The organism is Pseudomonas vanderleydeniana (assembly GCF_014268755.2).
Taxonomy (GTDB): domain Bacteria; phylum Pseudomonadota; class Gammaproteobacteria; order Pseudomonadales; family Pseudomonadaceae; genus Aquipseudomonas; species Aquipseudomonas vanderleydeniana.
Genome location: NZ_CP077093.1, coordinates 3,352,153 through 3,367,584 on the forward strand (window position 1 = coordinate 3,352,153; position 15,432 = coordinate 3,367,584).

20 protein-coding genes are annotated in these 15,432 nt (G+C 64.4%); 5 read left to right on the forward strand and 15 right to left on the reverse strand.

All coding sequences use genetic code 11. The features are described 5' to 3' along the window. Positions 1–19 precede the first annotated feature (19 nt). Positions 20–1,159, reverse strand: a complete 1,140-nt coding sequence (locus HU752_RS15220; protein WP_186677013.1) for a lactonase family protein — start codon at positions 1,157–1,159, stop codon at positions 20–22. A 246-nt stretch (positions 1,160–1,405) separates the two neighbouring features. Here HU752_RS15220 and HU752_RS15225 point away from each other — a divergent pair, with 246 nt between their 5' ends. Further along, entirely contained in the window at positions 1,406–2,917 is a 1,512-nt protein-coding gene (locus tag HU752_RS15225; RefSeq protein WP_186677012.1) for a methylenetetrahydrofolate reductase C-terminal domain-containing protein, read from the forward strand. A 39-nt stretch (positions 2,918–2,956) separates the two neighbouring features. Here the strand turns inward: HU752_RS15225 and HU752_RS31910 are convergent, their stop codons facing one another. Beyond that, positions 2,957–3,091, reverse strand: coding sequence for a hypothetical protein (locus tag HU752_RS31910; RefSeq protein ID WP_264083998.1), 135 nt, complete (start codon positions 3,089–3,091; stop codon positions 2,957–2,959). Between the two features lie 204 nt (positions 3,092–3,295). Here HU752_RS31910 and HU752_RS15230 point away from each other — a divergent pair, with 204 nt between their 5' ends. From HU752_RS15230 to HU752_RS15245, 4 genes are all read left to right on the forward strand, one after another. Next, complete coding sequence (locus HU752_RS15230) at positions 3,296–3,457, forward strand: hypothetical protein (RefSeq protein WP_186677008.1); 162 nt, start codon at positions 3,296–3,298, stop codon at positions 3,455–3,457. A gap of 5 nt (positions 3,458–3,462) precedes the next feature. Then, positions 3,463–3,780: a hypothetical protein gene (locus HU752_RS15235; RefSeq protein ID WP_186677186.1), complete on the forward strand. Its 318-nt coding sequence runs from the start codon at positions 3,463–3,465 to the stop codon at positions 3,778–3,780. Positions 3,781–3,903: 123 nt separating this feature from the next. Next, positions 3,904–4,095, forward strand: a complete 192-nt coding sequence (locus HU752_RS15240) for a DUF1737 domain-containing protein (RefSeq protein ID WP_186677184.1) — start codon at positions 3,904–3,906, stop codon at positions 4,093–4,095. Positions 4,096–4,171: 76 nt separating this feature from the next. Continuing rightward, positions 4,172–5,068, forward strand: a complete 897-nt coding sequence (locus HU752_RS15245; RefSeq protein WP_225920155.1) for a PFL_4669 family integrating conjugative element protein — start codon at positions 4,172–4,174, stop codon at positions 5,066–5,068. Positions 5,069–5,158: 90 nt separating this feature from the next. Here the strand turns inward: HU752_RS15245 and HU752_RS15250 are convergent, their stop codons facing one another. From HU752_RS15250 to pilL2, 13 genes are read right to left on the reverse strand one after another with little or no spacing between them, the layout of a single operon-like run. Then, positions 5,159–5,563 carry a TIGR03757 family integrating conjugative element protein gene (locus HU752_RS15250; RefSeq protein WP_186677007.1) on the reverse strand — a complete coding sequence of 135 codons (405 nt, stop codon included), beginning with the start codon at positions 5,561–5,563 and terminating at the stop codon, positions 5,159–5,161. Further along, complete coding sequence (locus tag HU752_RS15255) at positions 5,560–8,295, reverse strand: conjugative transfer ATPase (RefSeq protein ID WP_186677006.1); 2,736 nt, start codon at positions 8,293–8,295, stop codon at positions 5,560–5,562. Before HU752_RS15255 ends, HU752_RS15250 begins: the two co-directional genes overlap by 4 nt. Further along, positions 8,295–8,702: a TIGR03751 family conjugal transfer lipoprotein gene (locus HU752_RS15260; RefSeq protein ID WP_186677004.1), complete on the reverse strand. Its 408-nt coding sequence runs from the start codon at positions 8,700–8,702 to the stop codon at positions 8,295–8,297. The genes HU752_RS15255 and HU752_RS15260 overlap by 1 nt, the downstream gene beginning before the upstream one ends. Continuing rightward, positions 8,683–10,140 (reverse strand): TIGR03752 family integrating conjugative element protein, encoded by a 1,458-nt coding sequence (locus tag HU752_RS15265; protein WP_186677002.1) that lies wholly within the window; start codon positions 10,138–10,140, stop codon positions 8,683–8,685. The genes HU752_RS15260 and HU752_RS15265 overlap by 20 nt, the downstream gene beginning before the upstream one ends. Continuing rightward, positions 10,130–10,990 carry a TIGR03749 family integrating conjugative element protein gene (locus HU752_RS15270; RefSeq protein ID WP_186677000.1) on the reverse strand — a complete coding sequence of 287 codons (861 nt, stop codon included), beginning with the start codon at positions 10,988–10,990 and terminating at the stop codon, positions 10,130–10,132. The genes HU752_RS15265 and HU752_RS15270 overlap by 11 nt, the downstream gene beginning before the upstream one ends. Next, positions 10,990–11,658 (reverse strand): PFL_4703 family integrating conjugative element protein, encoded by a 669-nt coding sequence (locus HU752_RS15275; protein WP_186676998.1) that lies wholly within the window; start codon positions 11,656–11,658, stop codon positions 10,990–10,992. The genes HU752_RS15270 and HU752_RS15275 overlap by 1 nt, the downstream gene beginning before the upstream one ends. Further along, positions 11,655–12,059: a TIGR03750 family conjugal transfer protein gene (locus tag HU752_RS15280; RefSeq protein WP_186677179.1), complete on the reverse strand. Its 405-nt coding sequence runs from the start codon at positions 12,057–12,059 to the stop codon at positions 11,655–11,657. The genes HU752_RS15275 and HU752_RS15280 overlap by 4 nt, the downstream gene beginning before the upstream one ends. 49 nt (positions 12,060–12,108) lie before the next feature. Beyond that, on the reverse strand, positions 12,109–12,369 hold the full coding sequence (locus HU752_RS15285; RefSeq protein ID WP_186676995.1) for a hypothetical protein: 261 nt from the start codon (positions 12,367–12,369) through the stop codon (positions 12,109–12,111). A gap of 7 nt (positions 12,370–12,376) precedes the next feature. After that, complete coding sequence (locus HU752_RS15290; RefSeq protein ID WP_186676993.1) at positions 12,377–12,889, reverse strand: integrating conjugative element protein; 513 nt, start codon at positions 12,887–12,889, stop codon at positions 12,377–12,379. Continuing rightward, a complete protein-coding gene (locus HU752_RS15295; RefSeq protein WP_186676991.1) occupies positions 12,886–13,443 on the reverse strand; it encodes a lysozyme family protein in 558 nt (185 codons plus the stop codon). The genes HU752_RS15290 and HU752_RS15295 overlap by 4 nt, the downstream gene beginning before the upstream one ends. Further along, complete coding sequence (locus HU752_RS15300) at positions 13,440–14,165, reverse strand: TIGR03759 family integrating conjugative element protein (RefSeq protein ID WP_202894672.1); 726 nt, start codon at positions 14,163–14,165, stop codon at positions 13,440–13,442. The genes HU752_RS15295 and HU752_RS15300 overlap by 4 nt, the downstream gene beginning before the upstream one ends. After that, a complete protein-coding gene (locus HU752_RS15305) occupies positions 14,162–14,833 on the reverse strand; it encodes a hypothetical protein (protein ID WP_186676989.1) in 672 nt (223 codons plus the stop codon). Before HU752_RS15305 ends, HU752_RS15300 begins: the two co-directional genes overlap by 4 nt. Next, a complete protein-coding gene (pilL2, locus tag HU752_RS15310; protein WP_186676987.1) occupies positions 14,830–15,342 on the reverse strand; it encodes a PFGI-1 class ICE element type IV pilus protein PilL2 in 513 nt (170 codons plus the stop codon). The genes HU752_RS15305 and pilL2 overlap by 4 nt, the downstream gene beginning before the upstream one ends. Positions 15,343–15,432: the final 90 nt, after the last annotated feature.

The window sequence follows — 15,432 nt, forward strand, 5'->3', positions numbered from 1 at the left end:
GTCAGCGGGCCTTTTGCTTTCAGGGATAACTGACCGCCTGCACCCAGTTCGCGCCCTTGCCTGAAGGGGCGCTGGAGCGACGGGTGAGGGTGCCATGTTGCGGATCGATCGCGTACACGCCGACCTCGGCACTTTTCTCGCCGGTGACCAGCAGCCATTTCCCTGACGGGTCGACAGTGATGCCGCGCGGTTGTTGCTCGACCTTGATGGTGCGCACGAAGCTGGGCTTGCCACTGTCGCGGTCGACCGAGAACACGCTGACCGTGCTGCCGGTGCGCTCACTGGTGTAGAGAAAGCGCCCGTCGGGGGTCAGCTTGATATCGGCCGCCCAGATCGCGTGGTCGGGTATCGCCGGTGGTGCTGGCTGGCCGGGCTTGACCACTGGCCGGACGACGCCGTGCACCATGCCCGAATCAGCCGGTAGCGTGTTGACTTCGAAGAGCACCCGCAGGCGTCCCGTCTGCGGGTCGATGGCAAGCGTGGTCACGGTACCGGCCATCTCACTGAGCAGGTAGATGAAACGGTTGTCTGATGACAAGGCCGGGTGACGCGGGCCGCTGCCCTTGGGCAGGTCGACATGGCCCAGGGGCGTCAACTGACCGCTGGCGGCGTCGAACTTGAATTCCAGGTATTGGTCGGAACCCAGGTTGGCCGCGTACACGAAGCGGTTGGTGCCGTCGACGATGATCGAGTGGGCGTTCGGCCCGGTCTTGACGACTTGCTGCACATAATCGGTGACGACGCCATTGGCGTTGATCGTATTGACGCTGACCAGGTCCTCGCCGTAGGAGGCGCCGAACAGGTAGTGTCCGGCCTTGTCCGTGGAGATGTAGGCCAGGCTGTCGGCGACGGTCGAGTTCTTCAGGTGCTTGAGTGCGCCGTTCTTCGGGTCGATGGCGTAGGTCGCCACCGAGAAGGGCTTGGCGCGAATGGAGGCATAGAGCCTGGTGTGGTCCGGGCTCAGGGCCAGCGGCATGACGCCGGCTCCGGCGTCGGTGAGTGCCAGCGGCTGCAACAGTCCATCCGCCGACAGCTCATAGCTGGAGAGGGTGCCGTCGGTGGCGTTGGAGACGTAGACATAAGTGTTGGCCCAGGTCACGGGTGCGGTCGCCAGCAATGCAGCGCCAGCCAGGCCCTGCAGGGTCTTGAGTCGATTCATTCGATGGGGCTCTTTATTGTTTTTGTTGATTTGTCAGTTGTCGTACGACTTGAGTGATTCTCAGGCGATCAACCTGGCCTTGTCAATGGCGTGTGTGATTACGCCACTGAGGGGCCGATGTCTCTTTTCAGCCGATTTCCTGCGGTTCTGGACATGGCCCGATTTGCAGATGCCGCAGAATGTTGCCCTGAGACCGCCGGGCTGCTTGGAGCCGGCAGGTGCGAATCAGCCAGGTGCCGACGATCGATGGGTTTGCTGAAAAAAACACTGGGCGAGCGGACATTCGTTTGTCTGACCGAGTTCGTTCCCAAGCCTTCCGCGCAACACTTCGAGGCCTTCGAACAGCTTATGGCGCACTCGACGCTGTGTGGCTGGCCGATGATCGCTGCGGTGGCCGATCGCGTCGGTGGCAACCTCGACCTGTCGCCGCTGGATGCCGTTGCCGAGTTCAACGATGACCGTCGCGCGCTGGTGCATTTTTCCGGCAAGGACCGCGAGCGTCGGGAACTGCTGGCGCAACTCAAGCGGATGGACGCTGCCGGGCTGGATGAGCTGCTGATGCTCACGGGCGATCGCTTGCCTGGTCATGAGCCGGGGCAACGGCCCGTGCGTTATCTGGAGTCGGTGCCGGCCTTGCAGATTGTTCGCCAGGCAAGGCCGGATTGGCTGCTGGGCGCGGCACTGAATCCGTTCAAGTACCGGGAAGAAGAGGGAGGTGCCCAGTACTTCAAGGCCGAGAAGAAGCTGGCGGCCGGCGCGGACTTCCTGACCCTGCAATTGGGGTTCGACATCGAGAAACAGCGTGAAGCGCTGACCTGGATGAGTCGCCAACGCGCGCCCAAGCCGCTGCTGGCCTGTGTCATGGGCTTGACCAAGGGGCGTGCCGCGATGCTGGAACAGGTCGCAGGTATCGTCATCACACCTTCGATGCGCGCAGTGCTGGAAGCAGAGGAGACGATTTCCAGGGCGTTTGCCCAGGAGCGCAGTGTCAGCCGTCTCGCGCTGCAAATCATCGGTTTGCAACGGATGGGGTATGCGGGCATTCACCTCTCTGGTGTTCATCAACTCAAGCAGTTGCAGGCGCTCGAACAGGCGATCACTGATTGGCAGGCGCGGATTGGCACCGAGCAGCAGTGGGATTCAGCCTGGGCTGCCGCCTGGAGCATGCCTGATCTGCCGGCGGTGGTGTTTCATGCCGGGCCATCGAACTGGCGACTGGGCGAGTCGTCTGCGCAGGCCTCCCGCAAGGAGACATTGCGCTATCACCTGATGTCGGGCTTGCATGCGCAGCTGTTCAGCCGCACGACCTGGTTGAGCCGGGCGTTCGGCTGGGCGGTGCAGCGACCGCTCTGGTCTTCATCCCGGGGAGCGCGCTGGTTGCATCAGGTAGAGCGCTGTTTCAAGCGCCCCTTGGTGGGGTGCGATACCTGCGGTCGCTGCCGCCTAGAGGATACGCTCTACATCTGCCCGGAAACCTGCCCAAAGGGGCTGGCGAACGGGCCCTGTGGCGGCACCCGCCTCAACCGCTGCGAGTTCGGCGACCGTGAGTGCGTGCACAGCATCAAGTACCGCACGGCCAAGGCGGTTGGTCAGGAGGCGGTGCTGACCGATCGACTGATCCCCTGCATCGAGGTCGAGTCGCGGCATCAGAGCTCATGGCCTCGCTGGTTCGAGGAACATTCGCCTGGGGTGCCCGGGCGCAGGGACGCGGTTGAAGGGGGCGAAGCGGTCGCCCGGTCGGTGGAAGTGGTCGATTGACGTGCGTGGTGCGTCCGCCTCGCCACCTGCGCTACGCACTTACTCCACGGCGCAGATCCAGCGGTGGTTGTGCCGGTAGGGCGCCCGCGTAAACGCCACGTCCGAGACCAGGGTCATGCCGCGTCGCTGCAGGGCTTCGGTCAGTTGTACGAGTGTCTCTGCTTCGATAGTCATCGCTGTTACCTCGTCAGATTGACTGCGTTCATAATTCCTGACCCGCGGAACAGCTCGCTAATTCATTTTTTCTACAGCGCTGATATGCGGCGTGGTGATTGTGCCCTGCGCCAGCGCGCGACCGGAGTGCAATTGTTCGCGCCCTTCAACGAACGTATGATCAGGGCGGGTCGTTCAGACTCGCACCTTCACAAGGACACGAGCATGGAAAAGTACTTCGATAATTCAGGCCTGTTCAAGGCTGCTTCGTATCGTCGCAACAAGTCCCAGGTGGGCAGCATCGCCCGCTGGGAGCTGAAAAACATTGCGCTGAATGCGAAGGAGTTTTTGATATGTCCAAAGAATTACTCGGAGTTTCTGCTCTAGGTCTGATGGTGCTGGGTGAGTTTTGTGCAATCTACAGCGAGGTGGTGACGGCCAAGGTGGCTCAGGGCGGAGGTGTTTCATGGGACGCCTTCATCGTTCCGGTCCTGCTGATGTGCTTTGCCGGTCTCTGCCTTTTGGGCGCCTATTGGCTGGGCTATGTGGCGGTGGGTGACATCTGGGTCGTCACGGTGGTCTCCGTCACGTCCCTGCTGATCCTGGAGCCCATAGTGGTCTGGTCCCTGTTCGGCGAAATGCCGCGACGCGGTGCGTTGATTGGCTTCTGCCTGGGGGCCTTGGGCATGCTGTCCACCGTGATGCTGTAGTTGCAGCCTCTGGCCCGGCGGTCGATCGCCGGGCCAGGTCATGTGGATCGTCAGCTTGATGATCTGCCGTTTATGGCCCCGGCCATCAGGCGAGGGCCTTCATCGATTGAAGCAGGTACGCCAATGCAGAATTTTCCTCCAGACGGTCTCCCCATCTATCGGTTGCTGACAGGCAAGGACGACGCCAAGTTCTGCCATCGCGTCTCTGAAGCGCTGGCGCTGGGTTACCAGCTTCACGGCTCTCCGGCGGCGACCTTCAACGGCGAGCATGTCGTGGTTGCGCAGGCGCTGATCTGGAATCCGGACAAGCAGTAGTCACTCCCACAGGGGGTGGGCACAGACTGATGACCAGCCACACGTCCTACTTTCACGTGGGTTTGTTCGGTTCCGGTTGTGCCCAGCCTGGTGTTTTCCTGGTGGCATCGACGGAAAACCCCAAGCACACGATTCTGTTTTTCGGCTGTCGGCCATTTCCTTCCTGACGACACTGGGCTCCCGATATTCCAGTCAGGAGCAATCAATGTTCGAATCCATTGAAAGTCAACTCGGTCCCTTGCGCAGTGCCATGCAACTGACGTTGCATACCTTTCATGCGGTCCGCATCTGGGAAGGCAGGGCCGCCAGCGAAGAGAAAAACGCGATCATCGGTTTTGGTGGTTTCTCCAACGCGATCAGGAAAGTGATACAGGGCATCGAGCAGGGTGACCCCTATGCCGACCTCTGGATGTTGCGTATCCAGGAGCGACTGCAAAGCTGCAAGGCCGAGCTGGCGTTGATCCAGGACAGGCTGGAACTGCTGCTGACGGCCTTCCCGGATGCGATCAGTGCGCAGGAGAATTTCAGTATCCAGCCGGTCAGGCTGCCCATTGTCATCACCACCCAGTTCGGTTACCTGGCAATGTATCTGCTGATCACCTACGACAATATCGTGCGCCGCCTGCTGCATGCCCACCACGTTGCGTTGATCGATCGGCGCGAGATGGAAAGCCGGATTCATGCCGGTGCCCGCTTGTTGCGCGGTTTGTTCGGGTTGCCTCGCCGGTACCGGTTTTCCGGAGCGACCCGGGCGGATTTCGCCTGCGACAACGATCAGGCCAGTCAAGCCAGAAAACTGTTTGGCGAGTTGCCCAGGGATGTGTTGGACGGCACGCGCCGAGCTGATTTTGCCCCGCCTATCGCCCGCGGGCTGATGGAGGAGGCTGCTGCCGTGGTCGATGAGGTCGAGTGGTTTGCGGCCACGCCCGGTGGACCTGAAAGCGGTGCCTGCGAATGGGTTGCCAGCGATTAGTCCATCGGTTCCCTTCCAACCAAACGACCCAGCCCTTGCGGCTGGGTCGTCGTTTTCCGGATCAGTGCTGGCAGGATTCTGTGTGGCGTCTCATCGGGCGGCGCGCCTGAACTGCTCGATTCGGGCCAGGGCGCGCTCCACGTTCGGGTCGCCATAGACGACGTAGCGACGGTCGACGACAACCGCCGGGATCCGGCTGACCCCCAGGCTCCAGGCATCGACGATGTCCTGGTGGGCGCGGCTGATGTCGGCGGCGGCATCGACGGTCATGATGTCCTGGAAGGCCGCCTGGGCCTGGCTCGCATCAGGCGAAAGGTTCTCGAACAGCGCCACTTCCAGCTGGTCGAGGCGATCGAGGTGGATCAGGCGCACACCCGCCGGGACCTCGACGGGATGGGCCGAGTCGGTGATGACCCAGGTTTCGGCCAGGCATGGCGTGAGGCAGGCCAGCAGGACCAGCGGGCTGCAGCGTCGCAGGAGGCCAGGGATATTCATGGCAAGAGCCCCTCGATGGCGCTGGTCGTGATGCCGCGGACCTCATCCATTCGCTGCGCCACGGCGATGGCCGCGTCCAGCTCACTGATACCCCGGCTGTTCATCAGTGCGTGACGCTCGGCCTTTTCCTCCGGCTCCGTCATGGCCATGGCCAGGTACAGGCTCGGTGGCACCGCACGAAACAGCGCTTCCATCGACTTGGAGAGAATCACCCCCTCGGTGAATTTCCCGGACTCCTTGCGCGCGGACAGCATCAGGGTTTTCTGCGCGTCGGTGAGCGCGCGGAAGCGGGCGATCTTGTTGACTTCATCCGGCGGCATGTTCAGGCAGATCCACCACTCGATCATGTTCAGCATCGGTTCGGCCGCCTTGGGCAGGTCGTCGACGTTCTGCGTCGCGAGCCAGAACCAGGCGCCGAGCTTGCGCCACATCTTGGTGATCTTGACCACGTAGGGCGACAGCAGCGGGTTCTTGGTGATGATGTGGCCTTCGTCGGTGACGTTGATGATGGGGCGGCCAAGCATCTGGTCGCGTTCGGCGATGTTGTTCACGGTGTTGATCAGCGAAATGTAGGCGATCGACAGCTGCGCGTTATAGCCCTCGCGGGCGTAGGTGGCGAGGTCGACCAGGGTGATATCGGCCTCGGGCCAGGGAGTACCGTCCCGGTTGAACAGATCGCCATCGGCGCCCTGGCAGAACATGTCCATGGCATCGGCCATTTCCTGCAAGCGCAGGCGCCGCGGTTCCGGCAGGTCGGGATCCCGCCCCATGCACCGCAAGGCATCGCGGACGTCCTGGGTCAGTACGCTTCTGTCCTGGCTGACGCAGAGTCGGGCGGCGTTGAGGATGCCCTGGCGAATCAGGCTACGGTCGGCGCGGGTCAGGCGCTGCTCTTCCTTCTCCTCGCCGCCGGTGATCATCAGGCGGGCGGTGATCTCGAGTTCACCCAGTACGTCGCGCTCATCATCGGCATTGTCGGGCTCATCGAACGCATCGTGGTTTGCAAGCGGGGCCCGGGTTGGCGTATCCACCAGCCGATGGGCATCGGCGAACGGTGCCAGGCTGACGCCAGAGCCGGGCGCGAGTTTGACCCGATGCACTTTCAGGTCCAGGCGTCGGGCAAAGTCGGCGAACAATCCGAAGCTGTTGCCGGCTTCGGCGATGAACAGGCGTGGTCGGTACATCGCCACCACCTGGTTGAGCAGGTTGTTGAGGGTCGCCGACTTGCCGGCCCCGGTTGGCCCGAACAGGAACAGGTGGGCGTTCATTTGCCGGTCGAGGCGATTGAGCGGATCGAAGGTCAGCGGGCCGCCGCCGCGGTTGAAGAAGGTGAACCCCGGGTGGCCGGTGCCTTCGCTGCGACCCCAGATCGGCGCCAGGTTGGCGACGTGCTGCACGAACATCAACTGGGTGTACCACTCGCTGTGGCGCATGCCCGGGTTGAATACGCAGGGCAGCCAACGCAGGTAGCTGTTGAGCGGGGCCACTTCATGCTCGTCGCGTACCGGCTGCAGGCCGGCGTTGAGCATCACGTTGTTGAGCTGCAGGGTACGCCGGTCGAGCTCCTCCAGGTGCTGCCCGCGCAGGTAGAAGGCCACGGCGCCGCGATACAGCTTGTGAGCACTGCCCAGGTGCGAGCGGGCCTGTTGCACGTCATCGCGGGTTTGTTCGGAAGCCAGGGTATCACCCACCGACTTCTTGGCCAGGTGGTTGAGGTGGGTCTCCAGGGTGTCCTGCGGGGTGATGACCAGGGTGATGCACAGCACGGTGTCTTCGGGCATCTGGTCGAAGAGGGCATTGATGGCATCGCCGCCCTTGGCGGTTTCCCCGGTCAGGTGGCCGGTCGCCGGTGGTGTGCGCAGGCGATCGAGCACCACCACGCGGTGCGGCATCCGGTCGAAGTACCACAGCCCGTGCTCGACGTCCGAACGCGGTTGTTCGAAGAACAGGCGCTGGGCGAAGTCGCTGCCGCTGGCCAGGGGCAATTCACCGTCGGCGGCGTCCGGCGGGTAGTCGGCCAGTTGATAGAACCGCTGGCGGTCCTGCGCGGACTCGCCCAGCAAGTGGGGTCGTGGGTTGAACCAGTACAGCAACCAGCGGTGGATCTGTGCGCCGTCGAGCCGATGGGCTTTCACGCCGGCATTGCCCAGGCCTCCGGTCAGACGTTCGCAGAGGCTGTTGAGCGCCTGTTCGCTGCCTTGTCCACGCTGCATCGGCGTGCCTTTGCTGCGCCGGTACACCACCAGGCGGATCTTGCGGCACTGACCGCGCCAGGGCAGTTGGGTCACGGTGGTGTCTTCGAACAGGCCGCCAGGCCGGGAGAGGGCTTGCAGGTGCTGGCCGAAAATCCGCAGGTAGCACTCGCTGAACGCCGAGCCGCGGGCACGCGGCTGGACGTAGGCGCGCAGTGTCTGCAGGTGGGCCGCCCAGTCGGTTTCGTCCTGGGCGTAGAGCTGCAGGACCCAGGGTTGTTCCTCCAGTTCGTCGAAGCTGTCCTGCAGGGCATTCTCCAGGGCATCGCGCACGGTGCGCAGCCAACTGGCCTCACGGCCTTCGGTACCGATGGCGGTGAGCTCGAAGAACGCCGCCACCGATTCACCATCCTCGAGCAGCAGGCACTGCGATTCAGGCAGGTACTCCACCCATGGCAACAGATCGACGAAACTGGGTGTTACGTCATAGAGCGCCTGTTCATCTGCCTCGGTGGCGGGGCGTTTGGGTTTCGCTGGCATCAGTAGTCCTCCGTGCGTTCGCCGGGCAAGGCGTACTGCACCCGTTGGTAGAGGGGAAACACGGTGCTGTAGCCCGGCACGGGAACCGGGTCGGAGCCGGCCAGGTGTGGAAAGACGTACATCACCAGGTCCGGGTTGGGCAGGCGCCTGAACTGGCTATGGATCTCGTTGCGGGCGGTACGGGTGTAGGCCGGCTGTGCGGCGGCAGCTTCATTCAGGGGGCGCTGCAGCGTCTGGCGCACCTCTTCGAGACGACGCTCCAGGGGCGGCGCGGACTGGCTGTCCCAGATGTCCGCCATGGTCTGCGGACCGTGCGGCAGCAGGTGGTCCTTGTCGGTACTGCAACCGCTGGAGAGCAATGCGCCCAGCAGCAGGCCGGGCAGGGATCTAGTCGAGCGTATGGGCATGGTCTGCTCCTGCAAGGTGCCGCACCTGGCGGCCGAGGGTTTCGTAGTCGATCTCCAGTTGCCGATCCAGATGCACCGCGACCTGGGCGCCGGGCTGCACGTAGACTGCGGCGAAGGCCTGGCCATAGAGCTTGTTGACCCAGTCGCCAACGTCTTTCACCCCACCGGAGAGAATGCTGTTGAGCGCCGAGGGGCCGGCTCCCAGGGGTGTACCACCGGGGGTGACGAGGCCTGTATCGGCCTTGTCGGCCTCTAGCAGCGCCGCCACGCCGGCGCCGACTGCCGTGACCAGGCTGCGTGTGGCGAGGTACTGCTGGGCGTTGGAGCGTCGTTCACCGGCAATGCACGGCACGCCGTACGGATCGCTGAGCCAGCCGATACCCCCCTGGATCCTGCCGGAGGCCGTCGCGCCCGTTGGCGTGTTGCCCTGGCGACTGGTCAGCCGTTGCGGTGCCGGCAGGGTGCGGATGCGGCCGTCGTTGAAGACGAAGGTCAGGCTGACGATCTGCCCGCGTACGCAGGATAGTGTCCAGTCGCCGGCGGCGGTGCCGCTGAGGATGGCGCCGGCAACTTCCGGCAGGTCGATGCCGTTGGCGGTGAGGTTGTCCGGGCCGATCAGTACCTTGAACGGGTAGGGATCGTTGACCACGCCATCGATCGGGACGCGGCCGATCAGCGCGGTCATGGCGATCGAGCCGGTCAGGGTGCTGTTTTCCGGCAGGGTATAGACGGGGTTTTCCGCTGTTTTGCCTGGCGTTGTGCCGAGCTCGTGATCCCGCTCTCCCTCGGTGTCCTGCGCCTGGCGCTGATCGATGTTGTCGCTGAACGTGCCCGCAAAGCCCAGGCCCATTGCCGGCTTGCCGGAGCCAGCGGGTACCGGCTGGCCGCGAGCATCGACGGCCGTGGCATCCTGGGGTTCGGTCCACACCAGCTCATCTTGTGCAAAGCCGGCTTCATCCCCGGGTTCGAGGCCCAGGCCGACGGGCAGGTCGCCGTCCTGCCTGTCAAGGAACCGGGGCGACAGTCTTTGTTGCAGTTCATCGAGCAGGCTCTGTTTCTGCTGGGGACTGAGATCCGGTCCTGAACCGTGCGGTGTGCGCTCGAGTTCGGCGCCGAGGATCTTCTGGATGCGCTGGTCGATCTCGCTGTCGCGTTGGCGCAGGCGGCTGTTTTCCTCCTGCTGGTCCTTGTTCTCGGAGAGCAGCGCCTTGAGCTCCTCGCGCATGGCCTTGGTCTGCGCGACCAGGGTCGCGACCGTGTCGTGCGGGGTGTCGCCGTCGATGCCCAACTGTTTCATTTCCTCGGGGGTCAACCGGTGTCCGTCCTGGTCGGTGCGGTTCTGCGCGGCGTCCTTGCCGGAGCAGGCTCGTAGCAGGCCAAGCAGGGCCAGCAACATCAGCGGCAGGAGCAGCCATTTGAGCAAGGCATTACTTTTCATCGACGCTCCCGGTGAGGCTATGAAGGCGAGGGCTGAGGCTGGGCTGCAGCGCTTGGGCAAGGTCCCGTCCACGTGTCACCAGGTAGACCACCGTGGTGTCGCTCGGCCGGTGGGCGGGGCCCAGGTCGGGGTGCTGGAAGGTGGCACTGATGAAGTCGCCCTGCAGCTCGCGCGGGTCAAGGGCCAGGGTGGCCTGCGCGAGATTGCGCAGCCTGACCGCGCTGACGATGTGATCGTCCAGTTGCCAGGCGCCCAGCAGCGTGACCGAGAGTGGCCGGCCTGGCAGCAGGTTCGACAGCTCGGGAGGACGCCTTGGCTTCATGGCGACCACGCCCGGCAAGGGTTCCACCGTACGCAGCGGCGCATAGAGATTCTGCGCGGCATAACGGGTCAGGGTGACCGGTAGGGGCGTTTCCCGCGGTGCAGCGACCTTGCCTGTCGGATGCTTCATTGCCTTCGGCCGCGTAGACACGGTGCCTGCGTAACGTGTGGGTTTGCCGGGTGCCTTGACGATCCGGATGGGCTCGAGGGCGGCGGCACCCTGGGGATCGCTGGCGGCGATATCGATCAGGATCAGTTCTCCGCTCTGCACGTCCTGCAGTTGCAGCCGCGTCGGTTCGATCGGCGCGTTGGCCCGCAGGTACAGGGTGCCGCCGGTACTCTGGATCCGCAGCTTGTCACCCAGCGAGCGAGGGGCGCCGACCCTGACGTTCTGGTCGATGAACAGCACCCGTTCCTGGCCGACCTGCAGCGGTACGGCCAGGGGCAGGCGTTCCCAGGTCATCAGCTCGACGCCGTGCACAGCACCGCAGCCCAGCCAGAGGGCGATGAAAAGTGCCGTGTGGCGCATCAGTCGTTTCCTTCACGGGAGGTGCTGTTGTCGTTCGAGGACCAGGTGCTGATGCGCTGCGGTGCGCCGTCGTAGCAGTCCAGGGCCAGGCCGAATGGGTTCTGTTCCGGATCGATGTCCCGGCGTACCACCTTGAGCGGGTAGCGCACGAAACTCTGCTTGACCCGCTCCGAGCCGTAGAACTCCTCGGTGGCCAGGTCCAGGTTGAGCAGCCATTGATCGCGCCCCAGCACCTTGACTCGCTGTTCCGGAGACTGGCCGTAACTGCGCTCGGGGATCTCGAACACACCACGGGTGCGGCTGCGAAGCTCACCAGCGAGTTGGCGTTGCTGGAAGTCTTCCTCCAGTTGCGCCTGGCAACTGGGCGTCAGGTAGGCGGTGAGCTTCTGGATCGCACGCAGGTAGTCTTTCTCGCCATCGGCGGGCCAGCGGTTGAGTTGCTGGAAGATGTACAGCCCGAAGGTGTAGACCGATTCCGGAGGAACCTCCCACCACTTGCGGGTGCTGCCGGAGCGCAAGTCGGGCGGGATGTTGATGGTCAGGTTCCTGGGAGCTTCCCACCAGCCCAGGCCCAGCAGCAGCGCCACCCCGAACAGCAGGCCGCAGCCGGCCCGCAGGGAGGTGACATGGGCCTGCAGCCGGCTGACCTCGTTCTTGAAGTGGCTCATGGACGGGGGCTCCGGCGTGTACTCCACAGGCCCGTGCGGGTAATCAGGTCGCCAGCCCCCACCCAGGCGCGCGATGTCGGCCAATGGCTCGCCAGCCAGCACTGCAGGTAGCGGTACAGCCAGGTCTGCGGCTTGCCGCGTTTGTGCCGTCGCAGCAGCCGGCCGCCGACGAGCAGCCCGAGGCCGATGCACAGCACGATCGCCGACGGCACCCAGGCAATGCTCTGCAGCACGATCGCCGCAGTGACACCCAGGCCGGCCCCGAACAGGGCGGCGACGATAACGGTGATCCACATCTCGTCCGCGGTGAGCCCCAGGACGATGACGGGTTGGTGGTTGAGGCGCGATGGCAGAAAACGGATGGTTCCGTCAGCCAGGCAGTGATCCGGGTCGTGTGTCATGGCAGTCATCTCTTTGGGGGGCGGTTTGGCGATGCGTGGCTCGCATCCGTCAATGAATCGCTATTTCGTGGAACTCGAAGCACAGCAGCAGGGTGCCGGCCAGCGGGTCCTGGATTTCGAGGCCCCTGGGGCCGATCCACCTTGGGTTCAGGCCGTTGCTCTCCAGCAGGGGGTAGAGGGTGTGGGCGTCGAGCAGTCCCAGTTGGGTCAACCCCAGCAGGTCGTTGAGGCCTGTCGAGAGGGCCGGGACCGAACGGCTGGGTGCCCACAATGCGATGAAGCGCAGTTCCACTCGACTGGGCCACTTCATGGTCACCTCACTGATCCAGGCCGGTTTCGGTCACCAGCACCGGATAGTGTCGAAGGCCCAGGCGCCGGGCGAGGTCGTCGGCGGGGACCGGGGCCATGTCCAGTCCCGCGCCCAACCGCCGCAGTTCGGCCAGTGCCGGTAGCTGTTGCACGTTGATCACCAGGCCGACGGCCTTCAGTTCGCGCAGCACCTCGATGCGTTCCAGCAGCCACTGTCGCGACAGTGGGTCATCGCCCACCAGGAACAGCGGACGCAGGCCGGGAATGTTGTGTACGCGGGGTGTCACGCGACCGGGCTGCAAGGACGGGGTGTGTACTGGCAGCATGTCCGCTTCGCCATAGGGGTTCACGCGCAGGACGGGCAGTTGCGTGGCGATGCCGGGGGCCGTCGCGAACAGGTTGAGTGAGCGGTAGTAGGCCAGCGCCGAGGTGCCGCCCAGGTCGTCGACAACCTTGAGTTCGGCCTGCGCCCCAAGGGACATCAGTAGCGCCAGGACGCTGAAAAAGCGGGTAGGTTTCATCGGGCGTTCCTTCCTTGAACAGATCCCTGCGAGACACGGCCCAGGTGACGGGCAAAGGTTTTGCGATAGCTTTCGGCAGGCGTACCACCGAGCGGGCGGTGGTAACGTCCTGCCGTGGTCACCCAGTCGAGACCGGGTTCCTTGTGCACCAGCAACAGGCGAGTGGCGACACTCAGGTTGCGGTACGGGTCCAGCGCCTGGCACGGGTGGCTGAAGTGCTGGCCGTTCCAACCCAGGTTGATCTGGCCAAGCCCGGCATCCACCCGCTTGGCGCCGACGTCATGGATTGCCAGCAGCAGGGCGTTGCAGGCCGACTGGCGGTCGGCGAAGCGTCGGGCCTCGCCCGCGACATTCAGGGTCCAGGGCCAGGGAACCAGGCGTCCACGCAGCCAGGCGCCGCTCTCCTGGAGTGCCAGCGCGTACAGCACCTGCGCCGGCACCTCGGTACCCTGGGTAGCCCAGTGATAGGCCAGGGGCGGCGCGGCAATAGCGGTCTGGGCCAGCAGGCAGCTGGCTGTCAGCAGCGCCGTGGGCAGTACGCGTCCCCGATTCATTGGCGTCGCCATTGGCCGTTGACCGACCGCATCACGGCAGGCAAGGTCCCCTTGTCGCCCAGGCGCGCCCAGTGCCCCGCATCGTGATTGAGGGTGATCTCCCGCAGGCGCACCCGCTGCGGGTCGATGCCGGCCTGCCTGGCCCAGTCGCGCAACGGCTGGTCTTGACCATCGGTGTCGAGCAGGTAGAGATCGAATGGCCGCCCCTCCCGCAGAAGCTGCGCGACGCGGGCCAGGCACGCCTGGCATCGGGGTTTCGCAAACACGGCGAGCCGGCTGCCGGTTTCCGCTGGCGAGGCCATGGGTGGTGGGCGCCTGCTACCGATCAGGTCCACTGGCAATTGGCCGGGATACAGTCGCTTGTAGGCCCGGTCATAGGCGTTCTGGTAATCGAACAGCTTCTGCAGGCGGGCGAATTCGGCCTGAACCTGCATCTGCGCATAGCGCTCCTGCTCGGCCGGATCGCGAGCTTCGATACCCAGGGCCGTGAGGGGATCGAGGTTGGGTGAGTACACGCCCAGCGGGCCTTGCATCAGCTCGCGATAACGCTGCCATTCCTCACGCTTGAGCCCCCATTCGGCCGCTCGCTGCTGTTCGACCCGGCTCTGGTGGTAAACGCTGTCCTTCACTGCTGGTGCGGTGGCTGGGTGATCCTGTGCCATGGCCGGCAGCGGCAAAGCCAGGCCGATCAGCACCAGCCAGGATGGACCGGCGCCCTTCATGGAATCGACACCGAAGTGGCGATGCCGTCGGGCTTGATCCAATGGGCCCGTCGGGCATCCAGTGCACTCAGCCGCCAGCCCTGCAGTTGCATGCCGGGACGCAGCAGGTGCACGTCTCCCAGCCGTTGCTGGCCCTTGGGCAGGACGGCCAGAAACGCTTCGCCTGCGCGTGACTCAAGCCCCAGCAGCACGAACGGTGGCGCGCTGGGTTTGCCTGCGGTGGGTTTCGTCACGCGGGCCTTGGTCTTTGTGGGAGGCCCCTCGGCAACGGGTGCCGCAGGACACGTCGCCGGACATTTTTCCACGCTGGCCTTGAGCATCAACAACGTCCCTTCGGTGGCCTGCACCCGCGCATTCACCGCTGTCAGGCTGGCGGTGAGCGAGTCGACCGTTCGAGCGGCTGTTTCCAACACGTCCAATCGCTGGCTGAGCGATTGCTGCGTCTGCTGGAAATCCGTCTTCAGGACGCCCTTGAAGCGCTGCATGCCTTCCAGCTCGTGGTCGATCCGCTGCAGTTGCTGTTGCAGACCCTGTATCTGCTCGGCGCTTGGTCGTGTCTGCACCGTTTGCGAAAGGCTCGAGAGCTGGCGGGCGAAGATCGTCGCGCAGCCCGCCAACAGCAGCAGCGTCGCACCTTGCGCAAGCGAATGTCGCGACGGCCATCTCATTCCTGAACTCCCGCCATTTGCGCCGCGCTGAAGCAGATGCGCCGCGTACGCTCGTCGACCTCCAACTGCCAGGCCGGTCCCGCCAGGGCCCGCAGGGCGTTGCCGAGCGTGAGCGGGCCCAGGTGATAGTGCGCGGCGGGCAACGGATGGCCGTACAACACCTGCACGCTGTCGACCGCAGGGCACAGGCGGTACCCCGAGCGGCGCAGGACGTGCGTCATGGCGTCCTGGACGCTGGGGGTCAGGTGATCTGGTATGTGCACATCGATCACCTGGCTCAGAAGGTCCAGCTGGTCGCGCCGTGGCAGGGTGTTCGCCAGGGTGTAGCGGTTTGTCCGCAAGGGCGCTGAGTATTCGAGTTGCCACGAGCGGACCGGCAGCACGGTGCCCGATGGCGTCGTCGCCCGGGTATCGGGCTCGTTGAGCGACGCCGGCGGCACTGGCGAGACGCAGCCCGACAGGGCGAGTATGACTAGGGCGGCCAGGGGCCGGGTAGGGGATCCATGCATCCAGGTGTCCTCACACGGTGGTGAGCACACGGTTGCAGATCGGCGGAGCGCTCGCCGCCGGAAAACTGGATTCGTATGAGTGTTATTTCT

Excerpts from the sequence above, each read along its gene's own strand:
- HU752_RS15255 (WP_186677006.1), bottom strand. The coding sequence starts at position 8,295 with ATGCCAGCGAAACCCAAACGCCCCGCCACCGAGGCAGATGAACAGGCG.
- HU752_RS15305 (WP_186676989.1), bottom strand. The coding sequence starts at position 14,833 with ATGAGATGGCCGTCGCGACATTCGCTTGCGCAAGGTGCGACGCTGCTG.
- HU752_RS15300 (WP_202894672.1), bottom strand. The coding sequence starts at position 14,165 with ATGAAGGGCGCCGGTCCATCCTGGCTGGTGCTGATCGGCCTGGCTTTG.
- HU752_RS31910 (WP_264083998.1), bottom strand. The coding sequence starts at position 3,091 with ATGACTATCGAAGCAGAGACACTCGTACAACTGACCGAAGCCCTGCAG.
- HU752_RS15235 (WP_186677186.1), top strand. The coding sequence starts at position 3,463 with ATGGTGCTGGGTGAGTTTTGTGCAATCTACAGCGAGGTGGTGACGGCC.
- HU752_RS15295 (WP_186676991.1), bottom strand. The coding sequence starts at position 13,443 with ATGAATCGGGGACGCGTACTGCCCACGGCGCTGCTGACAGCCAGCTGC.
- HU752_RS15270 (WP_186677000.1), bottom strand. The coding sequence starts at position 10,990 with ATGCGCCACACGGCACTTTTCATCGCCCTCTGGCTGGGCTGCGGTGCT.
- HU752_RS15260 (WP_186677004.1), bottom strand. The coding sequence starts at position 8,702 with ATGCCCATACGCTCGACTAGATCCCTGCCCGGCCTGCTGCTGGGCGCA.
- HU752_RS15220 (WP_186677013.1), bottom strand. The coding sequence starts at position 1,159 with ATGAATCGACTCAAGACCCTGCAGGGCCTGGCTGGCGCTGCATTGCTG.
- HU752_RS15250 (WP_186677007.1), bottom strand. The coding sequence starts at position 5,563 with ATGAATATCCCTGGCCTCCTGCGACGCTGCAGCCCGCTGGTCCTGCTG.
- HU752_RS15285 (WP_186676995.1), bottom strand. The coding sequence starts at position 12,369 with ATGAAGTGGCCCAGTCGAGTGGAACTGCGCTTCATCGCATTGTGGGCA.
- HU752_RS15275 (WP_186676998.1), bottom strand. The coding sequence starts at position 11,658 with ATGAGCCACTTCAAGAACGAGGTCAGCCGGCTGCAGGCCCATGTCACC.
- HU752_RS15265 (WP_186677002.1), bottom strand. The coding sequence starts at position 10,140 with ATGAAAAGTAATGCCTTGCTCAAATGGCTGCTCCTGCCGCTGATGTTG.
- HU752_RS15290 (WP_186676993.1), bottom strand. The coding sequence starts at position 12,889 with ATGAAACCTACCCGCTTTTTCAGCGTCCTGGCGCTACTGATGTCCCTT.
- HU752_RS15230 (WP_186677008.1), top strand. The coding sequence starts at position 3,296 with ATGGAAAAGTACTTCGATAATTCAGGCCTGTTCAAGGCTGCTTCGTAT.
- HU752_RS15280 (WP_186677179.1), bottom strand. The coding sequence starts at position 12,059 with ATGACACACGACCCGGATCACTGCCTGGCTGACGGAACCATCCGTTTT.
- pilL2 (WP_186676987.1), bottom strand. The coding sequence starts at position 15,342 with ATGCATGGATCCCCTACCCGGCCCCTGGCCGCCCTAGTCATACTCGCC.
- HU752_RS15225 (WP_186677012.1), top strand. The coding sequence starts at position 1,406 with ATGGGTTTGCTGAAAAAAACACTGGGCGAGCGGACATTCGTTTGTCTG.
- HU752_RS15240 (WP_186677184.1), top strand. The coding sequence starts at position 3,904 with ATGCAGAATTTTCCTCCAGACGGTCTCCCCATCTATCGGTTGCTGACA.